This is a genomic window from Lacinutrix neustonica (genome assembly GCF_026625145.1).
In the GTDB taxonomy this organism is placed as follows: domain Bacteria; phylum Bacteroidota; class Bacteroidia; order Flavobacteriales; family Flavobacteriaceae; genus Lacinutrix; species Lacinutrix neustonica.
Genome location: NZ_CP113088.1, coordinates 1,297,534 through 1,316,500 on the forward strand (window position 1 = coordinate 1,297,534; position 18,967 = coordinate 1,316,500).

The window sequence follows — 18,967 nt, forward strand, 5'->3', positions numbered from 1 at the left end:
ATTACTCTTTAAATAATGACGCGCGTTTGGATAAATCCTGAATTAACTTTTCATCTGCTTCACTTTCTAACAAGACGTTGTATGTACTCCAAAATGTTTTATTGTATGGCTTAGGAGAAAAAATATCCATGTCCCAGTTATTACTTAATGCTGCTTTTATACTTTCATGTTCCACTATGATCTCAGAAAACAGTATCTCTTGAATGGTATAATAAAACCGTTCTTCGTTGTATTTCGCCAGTTCTGCATCTGTTACTTTTTTATCGGCTTTTAAACCCACATTTACCAGTTTTGGTGTTTCATAATAAATGTAACTCGGGTACATTTTATCTTGAAATTCCTTATAGGTAATTATCAATTTATGATTCACGGTGGAGTTAAGCAAACGTTTACTTCTCGCTTTTTGTGCTGGAGAAGCAGGAATAAGTTCATATTCTAATTTCTTAATGGCATAGTTATCATAATAAATATACAACCAGCCTTTAGGTTCATAGCCTTCATTATAAATCCCTTTGGTATCTAAACCAACATATTCTCTCCCTTTTGAAATCTCAATTTTATACAATTTACGATCACTATCTACTAAAATCGTGTCGAGCTCGAAATGGTGGTTGCTTAAAATGTCCTCTCCAAAAAGTGCTTTAGCATCGTTTACATTACGAAACACATTGAGCTTCCCTTGAAAAATGTTTTGTAGTCCATTCACTCGCGTGTCGTTCCATTTAATGGCCTTAATTAAGGAAGCCGTTTTAATGGTATCTCTTCTTAAGTTTTTAGTTTTTAGATTGACCTTTGTGTTGTTTTTTAAATATGAATAATATGAAAATAAACTATCTAACTCTCTAAGGTCATAACTTTTTCTAACTTGATCTACATTAATTTTTAAATGGTCTTGTGAAGATACCGTATATCCGAATCGTAAACAGTAATAGCACTTTCAATGAGCCATTTAAATTCTTTGTTGTTTCGTTCTTTATGTCGTAGAAAACCTTTTTGCAAATAGGAAGAATCGGCATTGTTTCGGCAGTTCTTTCAAGGCCTTGAGCACAATATCATTTCCTGTTTTGGGTCCGGGCTCAGATTCAATCATTACCTCTTCTAATGAGGCCACTTGCTGTTCTAAAAAAATAACTTCCTTGGCATCATATTCTGGAATTGCAATTTTAAACGTAGCATATCCTATAGAAGAAACGACTAAAGTATCCCTTAAATTTTCCTGTGGCACGCGCAACGAAAAATTACCATCGGTATTTGTCACGGTACCAATAGCTGTACTTTGAATATAAACACTGGCATTCTCTATTGGAGTTTCAAACCCGAATTCTGCAACTTTATTATTGAGTTTTATTTGTGCAAAAGCGACAACTCCGCAGAAACTAAACAATAAAAATAGTATGCCTTTGGCGTTTTTGATTTTAAACATGTATTTGGAGCTTTAATTATTACTACAAAGATATACCTATTCTAAGAGAGGCTTAAAGACCTTCTTATCAATCACCATTTTAGGAAATACTTTGTCATTTTCGCTAAAACAGTAATCGCTTTAATCCTTTACAGCCGGCTTATATTACTTCTTGTCAATCACCATTTTAGCAAATGCTTTGGCATTTTCGCTAAAACAGCAATCTCTTTAATGCTTTACAGCAGGTTTATATTCCTTCTTATCAATCACCATTTTAGCAAATGCTTTGGCATTTTCGCTAAAACAGCAATCTCTTTAATGCTTTACAGCAGGTTTATATTCCTTCTTATCAATCACCATTTTAGCAAATGCTTTGGCATTTTCGCTAAAACAGCAATCTCTTTAATGCTTTACAGCAGGTTTATATTCCTTCTTATCAATCACCATTTTAGCGATAATTTCTCTTAAAATTTCAGAGGTTCCTCCACCAATAGGTCCCAATCGGGAATCACGTAACAGACGTGCCATTGGGTATTCTTCCATATAACCGTAACCTCCTAACATTTGAAGGCACTGATAAATAACCTCATCTGCCATTTTAGTAGAGCGTAACTTTGAAATGGTGGCTTCTTTAACGACATATTCATCACGATTCATGCGCTCTGTAACAGAATAATTGAATTCCTTGCAAACTTCCATATCTGCAAAACAGTCTGCCATGGTATGACGTAAAGCCTGAAACTTATCAATAGTTTTACCAAATGCTTGGCGTTCACTCATATATTGCACGGCATATTCTAAGGCGAATTCTGCTCTCGCATGGGCATTGACCCCCATAATAAGACGCTCAAACGCAAAGTGTTGCATGATGTAAGGGAACCCCTTACCTTCTTCTCCCATTAAATGGCTTGCTGGAATCGTAACGTTATCGAATGCTATTTCACCGGTGTCTGAGGCTTTCCAGCCTAGCTTATCTAATTTGGTCGCTGAAACACCTGGTGTTTCTCTATCGACTATAAAAATACTAATCCCCTTATTCCCTAGTTCTGGACTAGTTTTAGCGGCAACCACTATATAATCACTGTACACGCCATTGGTTATAAAGGTCTTTGACCCGTTTAACACATAGGTATCTCCCTTTTTTACAGCAGTTGTTCTCATACCAGCAACATCACTACCCCCAAAAGGTTCTGTAACTGCCATTGCACCGATCATTTCTCCTGTAATACTTTTAGTTAAGTATTTTTGCTTAATTTCTTCACTGCCTTCCGCATTTACATGGGTCATTGCTAAATAAGCGTGTGCCCACATAGCAGCTGCAAAACCACCGTAGTTTATTTTTTGTAATTCTTCTAAGAAGATTACGGTGTAAAACAAATCTAAATCCATGCCGCCATAGGCTTCTGGATAATTAATACCAAAAAATCCCATTTCGCCAAACTTTTCCCAAATGAAACGTTCGATGTCCCCTGTTTTCTCCCATTTATTGATATGTGGTACCACTTCCTTTTGCAAGAAATCTTGTAAACTCTTTCTAAACAATTGATGCTCTTCTGTGAAGTATCTGCTATTCATTTATACTATAATTTATTATATTCTAATTTAATGTCAAATATAATCTAATTATCTCAAATTTATTTACCGGAAAGCCCTTTACTTTTACTAAATCATCAATAGATTTATATCCCGCTCTTAAGGTGCGCTGCTCAATTATATTATGAGCAATTTCATAATCGATATATTGAATCGTTACCAATTGGTCTTTTGATGCCGTATTGAGAGGGATTGTTTTAACCTCCTTGGGAGTTTTTAAATGAAAGGATTTTTTAATTTCTTCAATCGTTTCTCGGAGACAGGCCGTACACTTCCCCTAACTCGACAAGTGAGATGAACCCATGGTGTAGTGTTCTGTAGTTTAAAATTCGCTCTGAAAGCTTCTCTCCTATACCATACACTTTTTGAAGTTGCTGAGCGGTCGCTTTATTTAAATCGATTTTATCTGCATCAGATCCGGGAGAGCCATAGAAAGGGTTTGAGGCATACTTTTGCCTTGGTTTAGCATGCGTTACCCAGTCTCGGAAATTTAAAATAAGGGGACATGCTAGCCAAAAGAGAATCTGATACTTGGGTCACCTGCTGAAACTGCTTTACCGAATTAATCCATTGGTCTTGTTTTCTAAACTGAAGCAGTCGGTCTATTTCTTCAGTAGACATCCCTAATGTATATCCTTTATAATCTGTAATAAAATTTGGGTTGAAGGGAAAGTGTTTGGGCTTCCGTTTTTCAATCTCAACCGTTTTAAGAGAATCTATTTCTGCTTGAAATCGTTGTATTTCTTTTGAATTCACGCTTATTTCTTCCGGAGAGAAACTAATAAAAGCATAAATACCTTGAAAGGCAACAATGAGTATTAGCAACAAAAAAATCCCATTTCGTTGTTGCTTAGTGAACTTGAAATGGGATTCTAATTTCATATTGTTTATAATTTAGTCTTCTATGGCATTTGTCTTTAGCCTAATAGCATCAAGATAACGCTTTAATTGTTTCTTCACGACAGGGAATAATAAGAATAACCCAACCATGTTAGGAAAAATCATAGCAAAAATCATGGCATCTGAGAACTTCCAAATTGAGCCCATGCTTGCTGCTGCGCCAATAACAACGAACATTAGAAATAATATTTTATACACCATATCTGCTGTTTTACCTCTTCCAAATAAAAATTTCCATGATTGCAATCCGTAGTAAGACCATGAAATCATTGTAGATACTGCAAATAATACCACTGCTATTGTTAAGAATACATTAGAATAAGGAATATATTCTGCAAATGCTTTAGATGTAATTCCGGCACCCTCAAATGGCAAACCATCAATATACACAACACCACCATCACCTCCATATTCAAAGAAACCACCAAAGTTAAAAATAACAATTACTAGCGCTGTCATCGTACAAATCACAACGGTATCAATGAATGGCTCCAGTAAAGCGACTAATCCTTCAGATGCTGAATATTTTGTTCTTACTGCTGAGTGTGCAATAGATGCAGACCCTGCTCCTGCTTCATTAGAAAATGCTGCACGTTTAAATCCAACTAATAAGACACCTATTAATGATCCTACACCTATTGCTGTAGGATTAAAAGCTTCACGAACGATTAATGCTATAGCGTCATCAATCAATGAGAAATTACTTAAAATGATATATAAACAAGCAACTATATACATAACAGCCATGAATGGAACAACCTTTTCTGTTACTTGAGCGATACGTTTAATACCTCCAATAATAATTATCCCAACCAATACAGCCAAAACAATACCAACAATGGCTCCTGCCGCAGTACTTTGCCAGTCAAACAATTCTTTTATAACAATAGTTGCTTGGTTAGATTGTGCTGCATTACCTCCTCCAAAAGAGCCTCCAATACAAAATACCGCAAAAACAGCAGCAGCTATTTTACCAAACGTTTTAAAACCTTTAGCCTTTAAACCTTTACTTATGTAATACATAGGACCTCCATATACGGTTCCGTCTCGGTCCAACATCTCTATATTGCACACCTAATGTACATTCTACAAATTTTGTTGACATTCCTAATAAACCACAGATAATCATCCGAATGTTGCTCCTGGACCACCTAAAGCAATCGCTAAAGCTACACCTGCAATATTACCGTTACCAACAGTTCCCGAAACTGCTGTGGCAAGTGCCTGAAAGTGACTTACCTCTCCATCTGAACTCTCATCTCTAATGGTGTCCACAATATCTCCATCTATCGACAAGTCATCGTTGAGGCTCATATCTTTTTCAACCTTCTCTAGATGTTCTTCAATATCTACATTGGTTAAATCTACACCTTGAGCAATACCGTCTTCTCCATATAGTTCTTTTGCCCCATGCTTTTCTATATCTTCATACTTTCCTCTTACAGTATTAATAGCAGTCCAAAAGTAACGTATGTTTGGGAACCCAAAATAAATAGTAAAAAATAAAGCACTACCTACCAATAATACAAGTACAAAAGGGATTGTTATGCTATCACTCTGATAAACAGGAAAGAAAATAACACTTTCGAAGAAATCTGCAACTGGAGAAAAGGCTTGATCTATTTTTTGATCAAGTCCAATTTCTGCCGTGTCTTGTGCGAAATTTAAAAATGGCAAAGTTAATGTTAAAAAGGAAAGAAGATATTTCTTCATAATTAAGTTATATGTTAGTTAATTGTTAATTTTCAAGTGCGCAATATGCAAAAAAATGCCGACTTTTTAAAGAACCTGTTGTTAAAATGGGGTGTATTAGTCTAAATCGTAAATTGAGTTTAGTTTTCTTACTTGCTCTATTCTGCCTAAAACGATAATTTTAGAATGTGGTACTAATTTTATTTCTGCCTCCGGGTTTATTATGTATTCACCATCGCTACCTTTAAAGCCAATGACGGTACACCCCGTTTTATTTCTTAAATCTAAATCTCTAATCGTACGTACGGTAGTTTTAGTGTTATATAGTTTATCGACATCAATTTCTTCAATATTAACGTTCTCTTCACCGCCAATAGAAAGATTATCTATAAACTCTATTAAATCCGGAACGACCACTAAGGATGCCATATGATCACCACCAATGCGATCTGGTAGGATGACGTTATTGGCTCCTGCTAATTTCAATTTTTTATATGATGTTTCCTGAGAAGCGCGACTAATAATTAACAACTCGTTATTAATTTGTCCGGCTGAAAGGACTACAAATAAATTGTCGGCGTCATTAGGTAAGGCAGATATTAAAGTATTTGCACGTTCAATTCCGGCTTGAAATAATATCTCATCTTCATTAGCATTACCCAATACAAAAGGAATGAGTTCATTTTGAAACTTTTCTACAATCTCTTTGTTTTTTTCCACAATAACAAAAGGCTTTTTGTAAGACATCAGCTTATTGGCTGCTTGCTTACCATTGCGACCGTAACCACAAATAATGGTGTGGTCTTTTAAACTATCGATTTTCTTTTGCATTCTCTTTTGTATTAGATCTTCGTAATTGTTTTTACTTAAAATATATTCAGTAATAATAGATAACGCATAACCCACGATAACAATACTGGATAATATTAAAAATATAGTGAAAATTTTAGAGGCGTCATCCAAGGGCTGAACTTCCCCAAAGCCTACCGTTGTAATTGTGATCACCGTCATATAAACAGCGTCAACCCAACTGTAATTAGAAATCGTTCTAAATCCCAACACCCCAATTACCAAAACTATAAAAAGTAGAATAAAGGCCGTGTAAATTTTAGATTTGAACAAACGTATTATTGGGTTTATCATTAGTTTATTATAAATCGAAAACCGATGAGCGTTTGGTATATAAAATATCTTTGATGCGCATCCAAAATGCTAAGAATAAGTACAATGCAAAACCAAAACCAAGCGTCACAAATGTTAAGTACATAAATGAGGTGCGTACTATTTTTGCGCGAATCCCTAAACGGTCTGCAATACGCTGACAAACATGATAGCCATGTTTTTGGAAGTACAATAAGGGTTTATAAAAAGTTTGCATGCTGCAAGTTAATAAAAAGTTGTTTGTAGTTGGTATTCTTATATCACATTTTATTGAGAAACCTTTCCTGCTCTATTCTAAAAAAAATAGCACCCTTTCTTTACTTAGGAAAGAGTTTTCTTTTACAACGATTTATTTCTAAGCGTTTGCACGGTTTAAAATTACATTCCCAACGGCACAGTGTAGACATTTATTTTTATCACAGTATTCCGTCTTAAGTTGAATTAATGCTTGAGATTGTAATGCTGAAATGGAGATTGGTTTTAAATCGTTGAATTTTTCTACAATGCTGTTTTTTTCTGAAGTGATCTCCCCTATTACACGTAAGACGTCTTCATCTATAACTTTGCCCTGTTGTTTTGCATAGCTAAATTGTATAGGAATAATCGTATTGATTAACAACAAATCAACAAAAGCTTTCGTCAGTTTCTTTTTTGACCTTTTTGATGTTTTATTGAAAGTGAAATGCGTGTCCCAAAACGTTGAAGTTCTTACAGAAAACAACTCGTAAAAAGTGTCCGGATTTTTAGCATCAATCACTTTTGAAAACAAGTTGTGATGCGTATAATACAAATTTGCTAGTTGCGACAGTCGGATGGTTGGAAAATTTAGCGGACGTAATCTAAAGAACTGTAAAGGCAAAACACTTTGGGAAGACAGATTAAACTTCTGTTTTAAAAATTGATATTCTTTTTGAAGCATGACATAATAGGCATCTTGAATATCATCATCCAACATTTGCGCTTGCCCAAAAAATAAGGCTTCCAAACTTTCTAATTTGTCTTGTTGCTTTCTAATTGTAGAAAAATCAATCGAATGGGCTAAACTGCCAAATGCTTCTTTGTTGACTTTAAGTCCGAAATTCTTAGCTAAGAGTTTAAATAGCACGGCTTCCCAATCGTTTTTACTATGCTCTAAAATTGTTGAAATTTCCTGAGCTTTACGTTCTAATCGTTCCGGATATAAGCGCTCCAACCAATTATTAACAACGAAAGCATCAACCGTTTCAAAGTCATTTTCGCAATTGATCCATTTTTGAGAAGTTCCAAATAATTTTTTGTAATTCTTTAAAGCTTCCGTAGAAACGTAGTGCTTTAATTCTAAGGTTGGGATTTCCGTATTGTCTTTTCTAAACACTGGCGTATCGTATTCCCAAACCACATGTAATATGACGTTGTCGTAGTTTGTATCTGTTTCATGATGGTGCAGGTACCAATCACTGGATTTTATATGAATCTCAACATTCCCCGCCCAAAGCTGTTCTCCAATTTTTATGTTTCCATTAAAGAAATCGGTCCTGAATTGTGATTGTGTTTGCCAACACTATCGATGGTGATGATCTCGCCATCTGCTGTTTTGAGTTTTGATAACTCAAACTTTTTATGTTTCCATATGTAGTAAAGGAAGTCTTCTTGCATGTTTAAATGTACGCATTTGCTTCTACAGTTAAACTAGTCTTTATCATTTTTTCCACTACCTTCGATTAAAGTTAAAAAAAAGCCCCAAAATGCTTTTTTATTGTCAATTGATTAGCCACAATTAGAAAAAAAATGAATCCATTTCCAGTTACCTCCTCCATTGTTTCAGCAAAAGCCTTAGAGGAATTTGCACAAGAAAAATACGGGCTGAATAAAAATTACACCTGCACATTGTTTAGAACAGGAATGAATCACACTTATTTTCTGTCTGATAATGAAACAAAATATGCGCTAAGAGTTTACAGCCATAATTGGAGGTCTAAATCTGAAATTCTAGAAGAGCTAAACCTTTTAAATTTACTAAAAGCGAATCATTTAAGCGTTTCTTTTCCTATTGCTGATAAAAGTGGCGCATTTATTCAAGAAATAAAAGCTCCTGAAGGGATTCGGTATGTGGTCCTTTTTTCGTTTGCAAAAGGCGGAAAGATTCGGTTTATAAACCTAGAGGCCTGTTACGCAATTGGGGCACTTATGGCTAAAATTCATAATATCACGTTAAACAAAACGATTGACAGAATATCCTATGACCAAAAATCACTTTTAAAATTACCTTATGAACACTTAAAACGCTTCTTTTCGGAAACACTACCGGAAATGGAATTCATTAAAGACTTTGGAAGCACTTTTAAAGACTCAGATTTCGAACCTACGCAATATGGCGTTGTACACTTAGACATTTGGTATGATAATATGAGTATTGCCAACGAAAAAGACATTACGCTATTTGACTTTGATTTTTGTGGTAATGGTTCACAAATTTTAGATGTTGGTTATTTTTGTAAACAACTGTTTCACATTGAAACAAATAAACAACAGTATGAACTAAAAAAGGATAGCTTTTTGGAAGGGTATCAAAGTAAGCGTCCGTTATCTGATAAAGAACTAAAATTAACACCACAAGCAGGTGCTTCTGTTTATGTGTTTTACCTTGGCGTACAAGCACAAAGGTTTGATTGGTCTAACATTTTTCTTTCTGAAAACTATCTCAAAATGTATGTTGGTAGAATACAAGCTTGGAAGGACTATTGCGAAACCACAGTAATAAATCCGATTATCCAATAACAACTTCCAATAAGATATATTAAACTATTATCTCTGTCCTCTATTTTTAGCCAACCAGTGATTCAAACTCTAAACTTAACTTTATGTAAAAATTAAACGTTCTTCGTTAAAAAATTATACTAAAAACTTTAATACGATTTTATCTCGGAAGTATCCTAACATATATTAACCCAAAATATGAAACAAACAATCTTACTCACATTAACAATCTTTGTTTTTACTAACACCTATTCACAACAGGAAAACATTAATTTTCAATTATCTTTTGGACCGACGTTTTCAGTCCCTAAAATAAGTAAACTGACTGATTCCAATACGTATGGGAATCCTCAAATAAAATCTTCATTAAATATTGGAGCATTTGTTTTGCCAAGCCTGCATTATTCGATGAATGGAAATACCTCTCTTGACTTTGGATTAGGTTTTTATCTTGATCGATTTTCTATTGAAGAAAAAAATGCTAATGTAACACGTGAAGGAAATAGAAACGTAAGTCAAATTCAAACTCCAATTAATCTCAATTTTCATCTAGGAAAAAAGAATGCTTATCTACTAGGTATCGGTGGTTGTGCTAGTTTTTTATTGTCTGCTCAAGAAAAAGGTGAATCGCGTATTGATTCCTCTGGTTTTATAACTGATTCAGAGACTCCAACGAATGACCCCTTAGTTAACAACAGTATCTCTCAAAATTATGATTACGACATTAAAAATCGTTATAATTCGATAAGCTTTGGAGTATTTTTACAATTAAAAAAAAGTGTTTCGTTTTCAGACAAAACAAAAGGATTCTTACTTTTAAAAGTCAACCAATACCTTAACGCATTAAAAAATAATGATTCTGAATCAACTATAGGTTCAATTTCATTTAAGAATGAAAAAGAGCCTACTTCTATTAATTTAGGAATAGGTATTGAATTATAATTTAAGTTGAAATTATGTGTTAAAAGGAAGAACCAATTAGATTAGAAACCAATTTAGCGTAAAGTCTAATCTATAACTTGTGTAAAGCATCTCCATTAACAAATAATCTACTCATAAAAAAAGCACAGTTTTAAAACTGTGCTTTTTTTTCGTGTGATTTTTTTTCACTCAAACAAGGATGAGATTGCCACATCCTTCGTCCTCGCAATGACAATTCTACTCAATATACCCCATCTTACGCATCCAATCATCGTTAAACATTTTACCAACATAACGACTTCCGTGATCATGAAATAAGACCACTACCACATCGTCTTTTGTAAAATGCTCTTTTAACTGTAGCACCCCTTTTATAGCGGCACCAGCACTATTACCTAAAAACATGCCTTCTTCTTTACTTAAACGCTGTGTGTACACCGCAGCATCCTTATCGGTTACTTTAGTAAAGCCATCGATGATATCAAAGTTTACGTTTTTTGGTAAGATGTCTTCACCAATACCTTCTGTTACGTAAGGGTAAATTTCGTTTTCATCGAACTCTCCTGTTTCGTGGTATTTTTTAAAGACTGAACCATAGGTATCTATTCCCCAAATTTTCACATTTGGATTTTGCTCTTTTAAGTATTTTCCAACTCCCGAAATAGTTCCCCCTGTTCCTACACCAACGACGAAGTGCGTGATTTTACCATCAGTCTGCTTCCAAATTTCTCGGTCCGGTACTCTCGTAATGTGCTTTTGTATTACTTGGGTTATCATACTGGTTTACGTACCATGAGTTTGGTATTTCTTCTCCCAATCGTTTGGATACCGAATAGTAAGATCTTGGGTCATCCGGCTCTACCGCTGTTGGACAAACCACAACCTCTGCACCTACAGCTCTTAAAATATCTATTTTTTCTTTAGACTGCTTATCTGCCATTACAAAAATACACTTGTACCCTTTAACGATAGCGGCTAACGCTAAGCCCATTCCCGTATTTCCTGAGGTTCCTTCTATAATGGTTCCACCTGGTTTTAATCGACCATCGGCTTCGGCATCTGCGATCATTTGTAACGCCATACGGTCTTTTACGGAGTTCCCTGGGTTGAAGGTTTCGTATTTTGCGAGTACTAAACAAGGGAGTTCCGCCGTTAGTTTGTTGAGTTTTACTAAGGGTGTATTACCTATCGTTTCTAGAATATTATTTGCGTATTGCATTTTTTCATTTTTGATTGTGCAAAGGTATGGAAATGAAAGTGTTTTTTTTATATAGTTTTGGCTACAAAATTGTAAACCCTTTTGTCCCTAGTTTTAAAGTAAAAATCAATTCTTGATTTTCGTTAAGGATTGAACGGTAGGCTTACTCTCTTTTTATTTTTCTAAAATGAGCGCGTAGTGACAACCTGACCTTTAAATAACGCCCAAATAACAAACCCTACTCGAAGCGTATGGCCTTTACTGGAGATATTTTTGTGATGATGCATGAAGGTATCAGTAGCATTAGCAAACAAAGAATGAACGTCCCTACGTTAAGGGCAATAATATACTCTAGACTGATGTACACCGGGATAATTTTCATATAATACTGCTCAGGATTAGGAAAACTTAAGAATCCAAAATGTTTCTGTGCAAAGAGTAAACCTAGCCCAATAAGGTTTCCCCAAAATAAGCCAACTAAAATAAGATACGTGGCGTTGTAAACAAAAATTTTGCGAATACTCACATTACTATTTCCTAAGGCTTTTAGAATACCGATCATTTGTGTGCGCTCTAAAATGAGCACAAGCAAAGCAGTAATCATATTTATACCTGCAACGATTATCATGATACCAATGATACCCGCAATGTTTTTATCGAAAATACCAATCCACTCGAATACCGAGTAGAATTTTTGTTTTACCGAAGTGGTGTTTAATGTTGATGGTGTGGCTTTAAAAACTTCTTTGGTTTTAGTTTCTAAGGCATTATAATCCTCTATAAAAACCTCAAAATGACCAATTTGGTTGTCTTCCCACTTGTTGAGTCGCTGAATGTGCCTAATATCCCCGAGAGCATAGAGCTCATCAAACTCCTTAAATCCTGAATTATAAATACCTACTATCGTATAATTAATACTTCGCGGCGCTTTATTTAAATCGTCTTGAATAAAATAAGTATTGACGTTATCTCCTACTTTTAACTGTAAGCGTTCGGCAAAATATTGAGAAACCAAAATATCCTGATTTCTTTTTTTAGTGTAGTCTCGGCAGTTTTCCTTCTATTAAAAACGCTTCAAAATACTGCCAGTTATAATCGGCGCCAACACCTTTAATAACAACATATTCTACCGTTTGTTCTAATCTTACTACTGCGCCTTTGGTTGCTACCGCCTGAATGTGATTAATGCCTTCAACCGTTTTAAACTCGGATAGAACTCTTGGTTAGTGGAAATTGGGTTTTCACTTTCCTGAGAATTATTGGTGTCATAGTTATTTATAATAATATGGCCATTAAAAGCAACCACTTTGTCTCTTATTTTTTGTTGCAATCCAACACCTGTCCCTATAGCAATTATCATAACAATTATGCCTAATGCAATAGCCACGATTCCAATTTTTATTATTGGTGCCGATATACTACTTTTATACGCTTTACTATCAATAATGCGTTTAGCTATAAAGTATTCGAAATTCAAATTATATTATGAGGTTAACTTTGGTCAAAAATACAGTTTTATTCTTTCTTTTTTTAGGAATTTCTTGCGGAAAAGCAAATAAGCTAAAAGATAGAAGTAAGATGCTTAAGGTGGCTACTTCACCTGAGGCTTCTGGCGAGCTCCCTTTAAAGATCATGTATAAAGACAGCCCTATCGTTCTTGGGGCAAACCAAACCGAAGTCTATCTACCTTTGCTAAAAGGAAAACGGGTAGGCCTAGTTGCGAATCAAACGAGTATTATCTTTAAAACCTATCCGGATTCTATTATAACGGGTCCGGCCTCTTCGTCTAGTAATTATATTCATGTGGTGGATTCCTTAAAATCATTAGGTCTTGATATTAAAAAAGTGTTTGCCCCTGAGCACGGGTTTCGCGGTACTGCTGATGCTGGTGAAATAGTTAAAGATGGACTAGATACTAAAACGGGCCTTCCTATTGTATCGCTTTACGGACAGAATAAAAAACCGTCTAAAGCGCAACTGGCCGATGTAGAGGTCGTGGTTTTTGATATTCAAGATGTTGGCGCTCGTTTTTACACCTATATTTCGTCTTTACATTATGTTATGGAAGCATGTGCTGAAAATAACATTCCACTAATTGTTCTCGGACAGACCAAACCCAAACGGACATTATGTCGATGGACCTATTTTAGAGAAAGCACACCAAAGTTTTGTAGGCATGCATCCTGTTCCTGTGGTGCACGGGATGACTATTGGCGAATATGCTCAAATGATTAATGGTGAAGGCTGGTTAGAAAATGGGTTAACCTGTGAATTAACGGTTATCGCTATTAAAAATTATTCCCGAGACCTCCCTTATACGCTCCCTATAAAGCCATCGCCTAATCTACCTAATGATATGGCTATAAACTTATACCCTAGTTTGTGTTTTTTTGAAGGCACAAATGTAAGTGTTGGCCGAGGAACTAATTTGCAATTTCAAATTTACGGCTCGCCTTTTCTGCCTAAAACAAACTTTAGTTTTGTACCAAAACCTAACGAGGGTGCCCATTATCCAAAACATGAAAATCAGGAGTGTAATGGTTATAATTTAGGGGATCATACACCTCTTAAAGCCTTAGATTTAAGTTTTCTTATCACGGCCTATCATGCTACTGAAAAGCCCTCTGATTTTTTTATTTCAAATGGATTTTTTACCAAGTTAGCTGGTACAAAAAAATTACAGGAGCAAATAGAAGCAGGATGGACTCAGCAACAAATAAAAGCCACATGGAAAGAGGGGTTGGCTCATTTTGTAAAAACGAGAGCGCGTTATTTAATATACCATTAGTCATCGTATTTTGTCCCGTTTGGACGAAGATGACTTGCTCTGTATTCTTTTCTAGACTGCCGCCTTGGTCTGTTTTTATTAGGGATTTTTGAAAGATTATAAACTTCTTTTTTTATTGACACTGAAGGATTACTTTCCGGAGCTTCCTTTTCTTTGTTTGTAGCTGTAGTTTGGTCTTCTATTTACGGGGAATACTATTACTTTTAGCAGTATTTCTTTGTACTCGTGCCTGTTCCTGCTGCTCCAACTCGATAGCATTTCGTGATTTTTGATTGATTAAAGGCATTCCCGTTGCTATTGGCTTTTTCTTTTCTAAAGGCCTAATATTTCTAGCTAATTGTTCTTTTTCAGATAAACTAGATCTCAAAATACTTTCCTCTAAATCGGTAATCCCCGCTTCCGGCAGTGGAATATCGCCAAGCCTATTGGCCCCAATGGCAATAATTTTATCATCGGTATATACGGCAATCGTATATCTCCCCGTTTTAAAATGATATAATGGAATTTTAACCTCCTGACTCCCTATTTCTATAGTCTCAGATCCGTCTTCATCATGATTTAAAAAGGTGACTCTATAAATGTCTGTCTCGCTTTTAAGGAATAAAGTATCTAAGGTAGCATTTAGCGTCTGTTCTAAACTAAGCGCCTCGTCATTGACATTCTTTTCAATTGTAGTTATGGAATCTTGTTGACCATTTCCAGTCAAACTTATTGTTAAAGCGAATAGTATGAAGCACATGCTTTTTATATTCTTCATATGAAAAAATGATGCTTATCAATTTTAGGATGCTAAAAATCAATTATTAATAAACCACAAGTCTATTATGGTATACAACTATTTTTCAACACATTTAAACTATAATTTAATAAAAAATAATGTAAATCACTAAAATAATCGTTAAAATACAACAGCCTATGCGTATGCATCTGTTCCTTCTTAATAAGCTTGATTTCTTATTCTTATCAAGAAAAGTCATATAAATCACGTTTCCATGCGTACACTTTGATTTGGAAAACTATCTTCCTATTTAAATGTCTTGTTTTTTTACAATGGTGGTTGTGGGTTTACGACATTTATGAAAGGGCTGTTGTAATAAATGTGTTAAACTACTGTTCTCCAATTCATTTGGAAACGTATCGACACCGTAAATAATTTCGGTTCTATCCAAAGTGGTAAATGTTCCAAATAAACGGTCCCAAACGGAAAAAATATTACCATAATTGGAGTCTGTGTAGGGTAAAACATAATGGTGGTGAATTTTATGCATGTCTCGGTGAAACCAATAGGTAACTCAACCATTTATCAATCTTTTTTGGCAATCTAATATTTGCATGCGTTAATTGTGTAAACACCAGAGACATGGATTGATAAAGCATAACAATGCCAATGGGTACACCTATAATAAATACGCCTGCCAAGGTGAATACAAAACGAATAATACTCTCTAATGGATGATGACGGTTAGCTGTTGTTGTATCCACATTGTGATCGGTGTGATGTACTAAATGCACCATCCATAATACAGGTATTTTATGTTCTATATAGTGGGCCAAATACGCCCCTATAAAATCTAAAAGTAAGACACCCGTAATGACATATAGCCATAAAGGCATCTGTGGTAACCAATTAATAATCCCAAAATTATTTACCGTAACCCAATCGGCGGTTTTTAGTAGTAAAAAAGCAAGTGCAAAGTTGATGATAATTGTTGTAAGTGTAAAAAAGAAATTTGGCCACGAGTGTTTCCATTTATTATAATTAAAATGGAATAGCGGTAAAACACCTTCAAGCAACCAAAATAAGGTAATCCCTCCTACAAGTAAAAGACTTCTATGAAGGGTTGGTATGTTTTCAAAATAGTGTATTAAAGATTCCATCTATACTTGAAAATTAAAAAAAGCATCTGCTTTTTTTAAGTCCGTTTTACTTAATTTAGTTCTCGCTTCCTTTGCCTTTTCAGCATTATTCATGCTTCTATAGGCAATATAATAGAGGTAGTTGTAAAAAGAAATATTCCTTTCATCCATTTTAATCGTATCAAACTTCCCCAATAGTTTCAGTGCTTTTTTGGGGCTATTCAAAATAACTCTTTTCTGTACATCAAATAGTTCTATTTTTTGATTAAATCTTTCTTTATTTTTTATATTGCTCTGCCTTAGAGCTGTTTTTGCTTCTATAAAGTACTTCTCAGAAACTGCAATAAACTCATATTTTAAATCTTCATTCAACATCACACTGAAATCTTGATATTTTGCTGCTAAACGGTATGTGTTTGAAAAATTATGTTTCTTATAATAATTAATAAGGTCTTGGCTTAAAAACTGAGTATTAATAGCGTACTTATCAAGCAAAGCCATAACATCTCGTTTTGGCTTATAACTCATTTGCTCATAGATTACTTTGCCATTTCCATCCATTATAAAAACATAAGGAATACCTCTTACGCCATATTTGAGAGCCAATCCTCTATTTATATCCAAGTCAATTTTTACAGGCACATAACTCTCCATTAACAATTTGACTTCCGCTTTGCTCCATGATTCAGAATCCATTTTTTTACATGGTCCACACCAGCTTGCCCAAAAATCTACTAATATCAATTTGTTAGTTCCCAATGCGATTTTCTTGGCATCTTCAAGGGAATCTAGCCAATTAGTAGCACTTAAAGTACTCGTAAATAACAGTGCTATAATGGTGGTATACAGTATCGATTTCATAAAATAAAATTATAGTTTAAATGTAAGACTTTTATATTAATTTTTAAAACGCGATTTCATCTTCTCAACAATATCAAATGCTGCTGGACATATGGCTACATTTTTTAAGGTCAAATTCGAAATTTGTTGAAATTTTTTCCGGTCGGTATGCGGAAATTCTCGACAAGCTTTAGGTCTTACCTCATAGATTGAACAATAATTATCCGTCCCTAAGAAAGTACAAGGCACCTGTTGTAACACATAATCATTTTCTTCATCTACTTTTAAATATTGATCAATAAAACCTTGGGGTTTCATTTTAAAATGCTTCGCAATACGAGCCACATCCTTATCTGTAAACAAAGGCCCCGTGGTTTTACAGCAATTCGCACATTTAAGACAATCTGTTTGTTTAAATGTTTCCTCATGCAATTCCTGCATGATATAATCTAATTGTTTGGGCGGCTTTTTTTTAAGCTTCGAAAAAAAGGTTTTATTCTCCTTATGCTTATCTTTGGCGAGCTTTGGAAGCTGATTAATGTAGTCTTGCATGTTGCAAAAATACCATTTTAAATAATGTGATTTTTGACTTCTAGCGAATGAAAATAAAATGATTAATGAAAGATATATTTGGAAAAGCCCTATTAGACTATCAAAACGGCAACTATACGGAAGATATTATTACAGCAACTAATATCTCTGGTGAAGACACCTTGCCATTAAAGTATCTCTTTAGAAATTATACGGACATGCCTAAATTAGAACAAAAGGCTCTACAACTCTCTAATGGGCATGTATTAGATATTGGTGCTGGTGCAGGCAGCCACAGTTTGTATTTACAAGAACAAGGATTCGAAGTGAAAGCTATTGATCATTCTGAGGGTGCCATTGCCGTCTGTAAATTAAGAGGCGTCATTAATGCTGAAAAAATTTCAATTTTGGAGTATACTGAAGTTTCGGAAGACACTTTTGACACCATTCTTTTATTAATGAATGGTACGGGTATTTTTCAAACTATAAAAGCACTACCTGAATACTTGAAAAAATTAAAACGTTTATTAACACCAAATGGGCAAATTCTAATAGATTCTAGTGATATAAAATACATGTTTGAAGATGAAGATGGAGGCTTCCGCAAGATCTCAACTCCGGCTATTATGGTGAACTCGATTATTTCTTGAGCTATAAAGGAGAAGCTGCATCTCCTATGAAATGGTTGTATTTAGATTTTCCGACGCTTAATATCGCTTGTGCAACCGTAGGATTAACCTGTGAAAAAATGTTTGAAGGTGAACACTTTGATTATTTAGCAAAACTAACGCTATAGGCTACAAATCATATCCTTTTTGAGAAAGAAGCGCAATCGCACCTCGATAGACCTCACTACTCCACATTTCTGAGATTTTACCCATGGCCTCATTCATGGAATCCTGAGAACTCACAATTTTATTTCCAGTTTCACTCTTATAAAACGCACTTAAAACCTTTTTATCTCCTGCGGTTAGCGCATCCTTTTCAAACATATTCTTACCCGCTTTTGATGCATATAATACATTCATGTTTTTCACATCTTCATGTGTAAAATGGGCTCTGTAAGCAGACACTATCATTTCTGCTAACTCATCCATGGCTTCCTTCTTTCCTTTTTTTACTTCTCTCCAAACCGTATCTGGCACATTTACGTCTCTAAATTGCACCTCTAACATATCATACATCTGCTCCATCACATCTTCATAATACGCCATGGTACCATTGCTTTTAATACATTTTTTCACAGCTTCACCATAGGCGTCTCCCTGCGCAAAAGCAGCCAGTGAGAAGACTAAAAAAAGAAATAGTGCTATTTTATTCTTCATCTGATATTTATTTTCTTTCATTT

Annotated in this window: 14 protein-coding genes and 7 pseudogenes; 4 read left to right on the plus strand and 17 right to left on the minus strand. The window is 34.8% G+C overall.

Translation table 11 applies throughout. The features are described from left to right. Position 1: 1 nt before the first annotated feature. The 10 genes and pseudogenes from N7U66_RS07205 to N7U66_RS07250 all read right to left on the minus strand — a co-directional run bounded on the left by N7U66_RS07205 (position 2) and on the right by N7U66_RS07250 (position 8,383). Positions 2-706: a hypothetical protein gene (locus N7U66_RS07205; RefSeq protein WP_267677904.1), complete on the minus strand. Its 705-nt coding sequence runs from the start codon at positions 704-706 to the stop codon at positions 2-4. Positions 707-973: 267 nt separating this feature from the next. Beyond that, the gene (locus N7U66_RS07210) at positions 974-1,423 is read right to left on the minus strand and encodes a carboxypeptidase-like regulatory domain-containing protein (RefSeq protein ID WP_267677905.1); all 450 of its coding nucleotides are present in this window, start codon (positions 1,421-1,423) and stop codon (positions 974-976) included. A gap of 381 nt (positions 1,424-1,804) precedes the next feature. Further along, positions 1,805-2,977, minus strand: a complete 1,173-nt coding sequence (locus N7U66_RS07215) for an acyl-CoA dehydrogenase family protein (RefSeq protein ID WP_267677906.1) — start codon at positions 2,975-2,977, stop codon at positions 1,805-1,807. A gap of 22 nt (positions 2,978-2,999) precedes the next feature. After that, on the minus strand, positions 3,000-3,158 hold the full coding sequence (locus tag N7U66_RS07220; protein WP_267677907.1) for a helix-hairpin-helix domain-containing protein: 159 nt from the start codon (positions 3,156-3,158) through the stop codon (positions 3,000-3,002). A 79-nt stretch (positions 3,159-3,237) separates the two neighbouring features. After that, positions 3,238-3,357 carry a ComEA family DNA-binding protein gene (locus tag N7U66_RS07225; RefSeq protein WP_267677908.1) on the minus strand — a complete coding sequence of 40 codons (120 nt, stop codon included), beginning with the start codon at positions 3,355-3,357 and terminating at the stop codon, positions 3,238-3,240. 100 nt (positions 3,358-3,457) lie between these two features. Then, positions 3,458-3,877, minus strand: coding sequence for a hypothetical protein (locus tag N7U66_RS07230; protein ID WP_267677909.1), 420 nt, complete (start codon positions 3,875-3,877; stop codon positions 3,458-3,460). 12 nt (positions 3,878-3,889) lie between these two features. Next, positions 3,890-5,608, minus strand: a pseudogene (locus tag N7U66_RS07235) (alanine/glycine:cation symporter family protein). Positions 5,609-5,704: 96 nt separating this feature from the next. Continuing rightward, positions 5,705-6,730, minus strand: a complete 1,026-nt coding sequence (locus tag N7U66_RS07240; protein WP_267677911.1) for a potassium channel family protein — start codon at positions 6,728-6,730, stop codon at positions 5,705-5,707. Between the two features lie 7 nt (positions 6,731-6,737). Continuing rightward, entirely contained in the window at positions 6,738-6,965 is a 228-nt protein-coding gene (locus N7U66_RS07245; RefSeq protein WP_267677912.1) for a PspC domain-containing protein, read from the minus strand. 138 nt (positions 6,966-7,103) lie between these two features. Next, a pseudogene (locus N7U66_RS07250) lies at positions 7,104-8,383 on the minus strand (DUF2851 family protein). A 132-nt stretch (positions 8,384-8,515) separates the two neighbouring features. On the opposite strand from N7U66_RS07250, the gene N7U66_RS07255 reads away from it, so the two are divergent. Both N7U66_RS07255 and N7U66_RS07260 read left to right on the plus strand, forming a co-directional pair. Continuing rightward, positions 8,516-9,505 carry a phosphotransferase gene (locus N7U66_RS07255; RefSeq protein WP_267677913.1) on the plus strand — a complete coding sequence of 330 codons (990 nt, stop codon included), beginning with the start codon at positions 8,516-8,518 and terminating at the stop codon, positions 9,503-9,505. A 177-nt stretch (positions 9,506-9,682) separates the two neighbouring features. Beyond that, on the plus strand, positions 9,683-10,426 hold the full coding sequence (locus tag N7U66_RS07260; RefSeq protein WP_267677914.1) for an outer membrane beta-barrel protein: 744 nt from the start codon (positions 9,683-9,685) through the stop codon (positions 10,424-10,426). Positions 10,427-10,642: 216 nt separating this feature from the next. Here the strand turns inward: N7U66_RS07260 and N7U66_RS07265 are convergent. After that, positions 10,643-11,624: pseudogene (locus N7U66_RS07265) on the minus strand (PLP-dependent cysteine synthase family protein). A 217-nt stretch (positions 11,625-11,841) separates the two neighbouring features. Beyond that, a pseudogene (locus tag N7U66_RS07270) lies at positions 11,842-13,080 on the minus strand (ABC transporter permease). An 8-nt stretch (positions 13,081-13,088) separates the two neighbouring features. On the opposite strand from N7U66_RS07270, the pseudogene N7U66_RS07275 reads away from it, so the two are divergent. Next, positions 13,089-14,391, plus strand: a pseudogene (locus tag N7U66_RS07275) (exo-beta-N-acetylmuramidase NamZ family protein). A 178-nt stretch (positions 14,392-14,569) separates the two neighbouring features. On the opposite strand, the gene N7U66_RS07280 reads toward N7U66_RS07275, so the two are convergent. The 4 genes and pseudogenes from N7U66_RS07280 to N7U66_RS07295 form a co-directional block, all read right to left on the minus strand. Beyond that, on the minus strand, positions 14,570-15,148 hold the full coding sequence (locus N7U66_RS07280; RefSeq protein WP_267677915.1) for a hypothetical protein: 579 nt from the start codon (positions 15,146-15,148) through the stop codon (positions 14,570-14,572). 271 nt (positions 15,149-15,419) lie between these two features. Next, positions 15,420-16,269, minus strand: a pseudogene (locus tag N7U66_RS07285) (sterol desaturase family protein). After that, the gene (locus N7U66_RS07290; RefSeq protein ID WP_267677916.1) at positions 16,270-17,109 is read right to left on the minus strand and encodes a thioredoxin family protein; all 840 of its coding nucleotides are present in this window, start codon (positions 17,107-17,109) and stop codon (positions 16,270-16,272) included. A 36-nt stretch (positions 17,110-17,145) separates the two neighbouring features. Further along, positions 17,146-17,640 carry a YkgJ family cysteine cluster protein gene (locus N7U66_RS07295; RefSeq protein WP_267677917.1) on the minus strand — a complete coding sequence of 165 codons (495 nt, stop codon included), beginning with the start codon at positions 17,638-17,640 and terminating at the stop codon, positions 17,146-17,148. 65 nt (positions 17,641-17,705) lie between these two features. On the opposite strand from N7U66_RS07295, the pseudogene N7U66_RS07300 reads away from it, so the two are divergent. After that, positions 17,706-18,415: pseudogene (locus tag N7U66_RS07300) on the plus strand (class I SAM-dependent methyltransferase). 1 nt (position 18,416) lies between these two features. Here N7U66_RS07300 and N7U66_RS07305 read toward each other — a convergent pair. Continuing rightward, positions 18,417-18,944, minus strand: coding sequence for a DUF2059 domain-containing protein (locus N7U66_RS07305; RefSeq protein WP_267677918.1), 528 nt, complete (start codon positions 18,942-18,944; stop codon positions 18,417-18,419). Positions 18,945-18,967: the final 23 nt, after the last annotated feature.

What these genes read in the sequence shown, in the direction of transcription:
- N7U66_RS07210 (WP_267677905.1), bottom strand. Translation starts at nt 1,423, where the DNA reads ATGTTTAAAATCAAAAACGCCAAAGGCATACTATTTTTATTGTTTAGT.
- N7U66_RS07215 (WP_267677906.1), bottom strand. Translation starts at nt 2,977, where the DNA reads ATGAATAGCAGATACTTCACAGAAGAGCATCAATTGTTTAGAAAGAGT.
- N7U66_RS07230 (WP_267677909.1), bottom strand. Translation starts at nt 3,877, where the DNA reads ATGAAATTAGAATCCCATTTCAAGTTCACTAAGCAACAACGAAATGGG.
- N7U66_RS07240 (WP_267677911.1), bottom strand. Translation starts at nt 6,730, where the DNA reads ATGATAAACCCAATAATACGTTTGTTCAAATCTAAAATTTACACGGCC.
- N7U66_RS07245 (WP_267677912.1), bottom strand. Translation starts at nt 6,965, where the DNA reads ATGCAAACTTTTTATAAACCCTTATTGTACTTCCAAAAACATGGCTAT.
- N7U66_RS07255 (WP_267677913.1), top strand. Translation starts at nt 8,516, where the DNA reads ATGAATCCATTTCCAGTTACCTCCTCCATTGTTTCAGCAAAAGCCTTA.
- N7U66_RS07260 (WP_267677914.1), top strand. Translation starts at nt 9,683, where the DNA reads ATGAAACAAACAATCTTACTCACATTAACAATCTTTGTTTTTACTAAC.
- N7U66_RS07280 (WP_267677915.1), bottom strand. Translation starts at nt 15,148, where the DNA reads ATGAAGAATATAAAAAGCATGTGCTTCATACTATTCGCTTTAACAATA.
- N7U66_RS07290 (WP_267677916.1), bottom strand. Translation starts at nt 17,109, where the DNA reads ATGAAATCGATACTGTATACCACCATTATAGCACTGTTATTTACGAGT.
- N7U66_RS07295 (WP_267677917.1), bottom strand. Translation starts at nt 17,640, where the DNA reads ATGCAAGACTACATTAATCAGCTTCCAAAGCTCGCCAAAGATAAGCAT.
- N7U66_RS07305 (WP_267677918.1), bottom strand. Translation starts at nt 18,944, where the DNA reads ATGAAGAATAAAATAGCACTATTTCTTTTTTTAGTCTTCTCACTGGCT.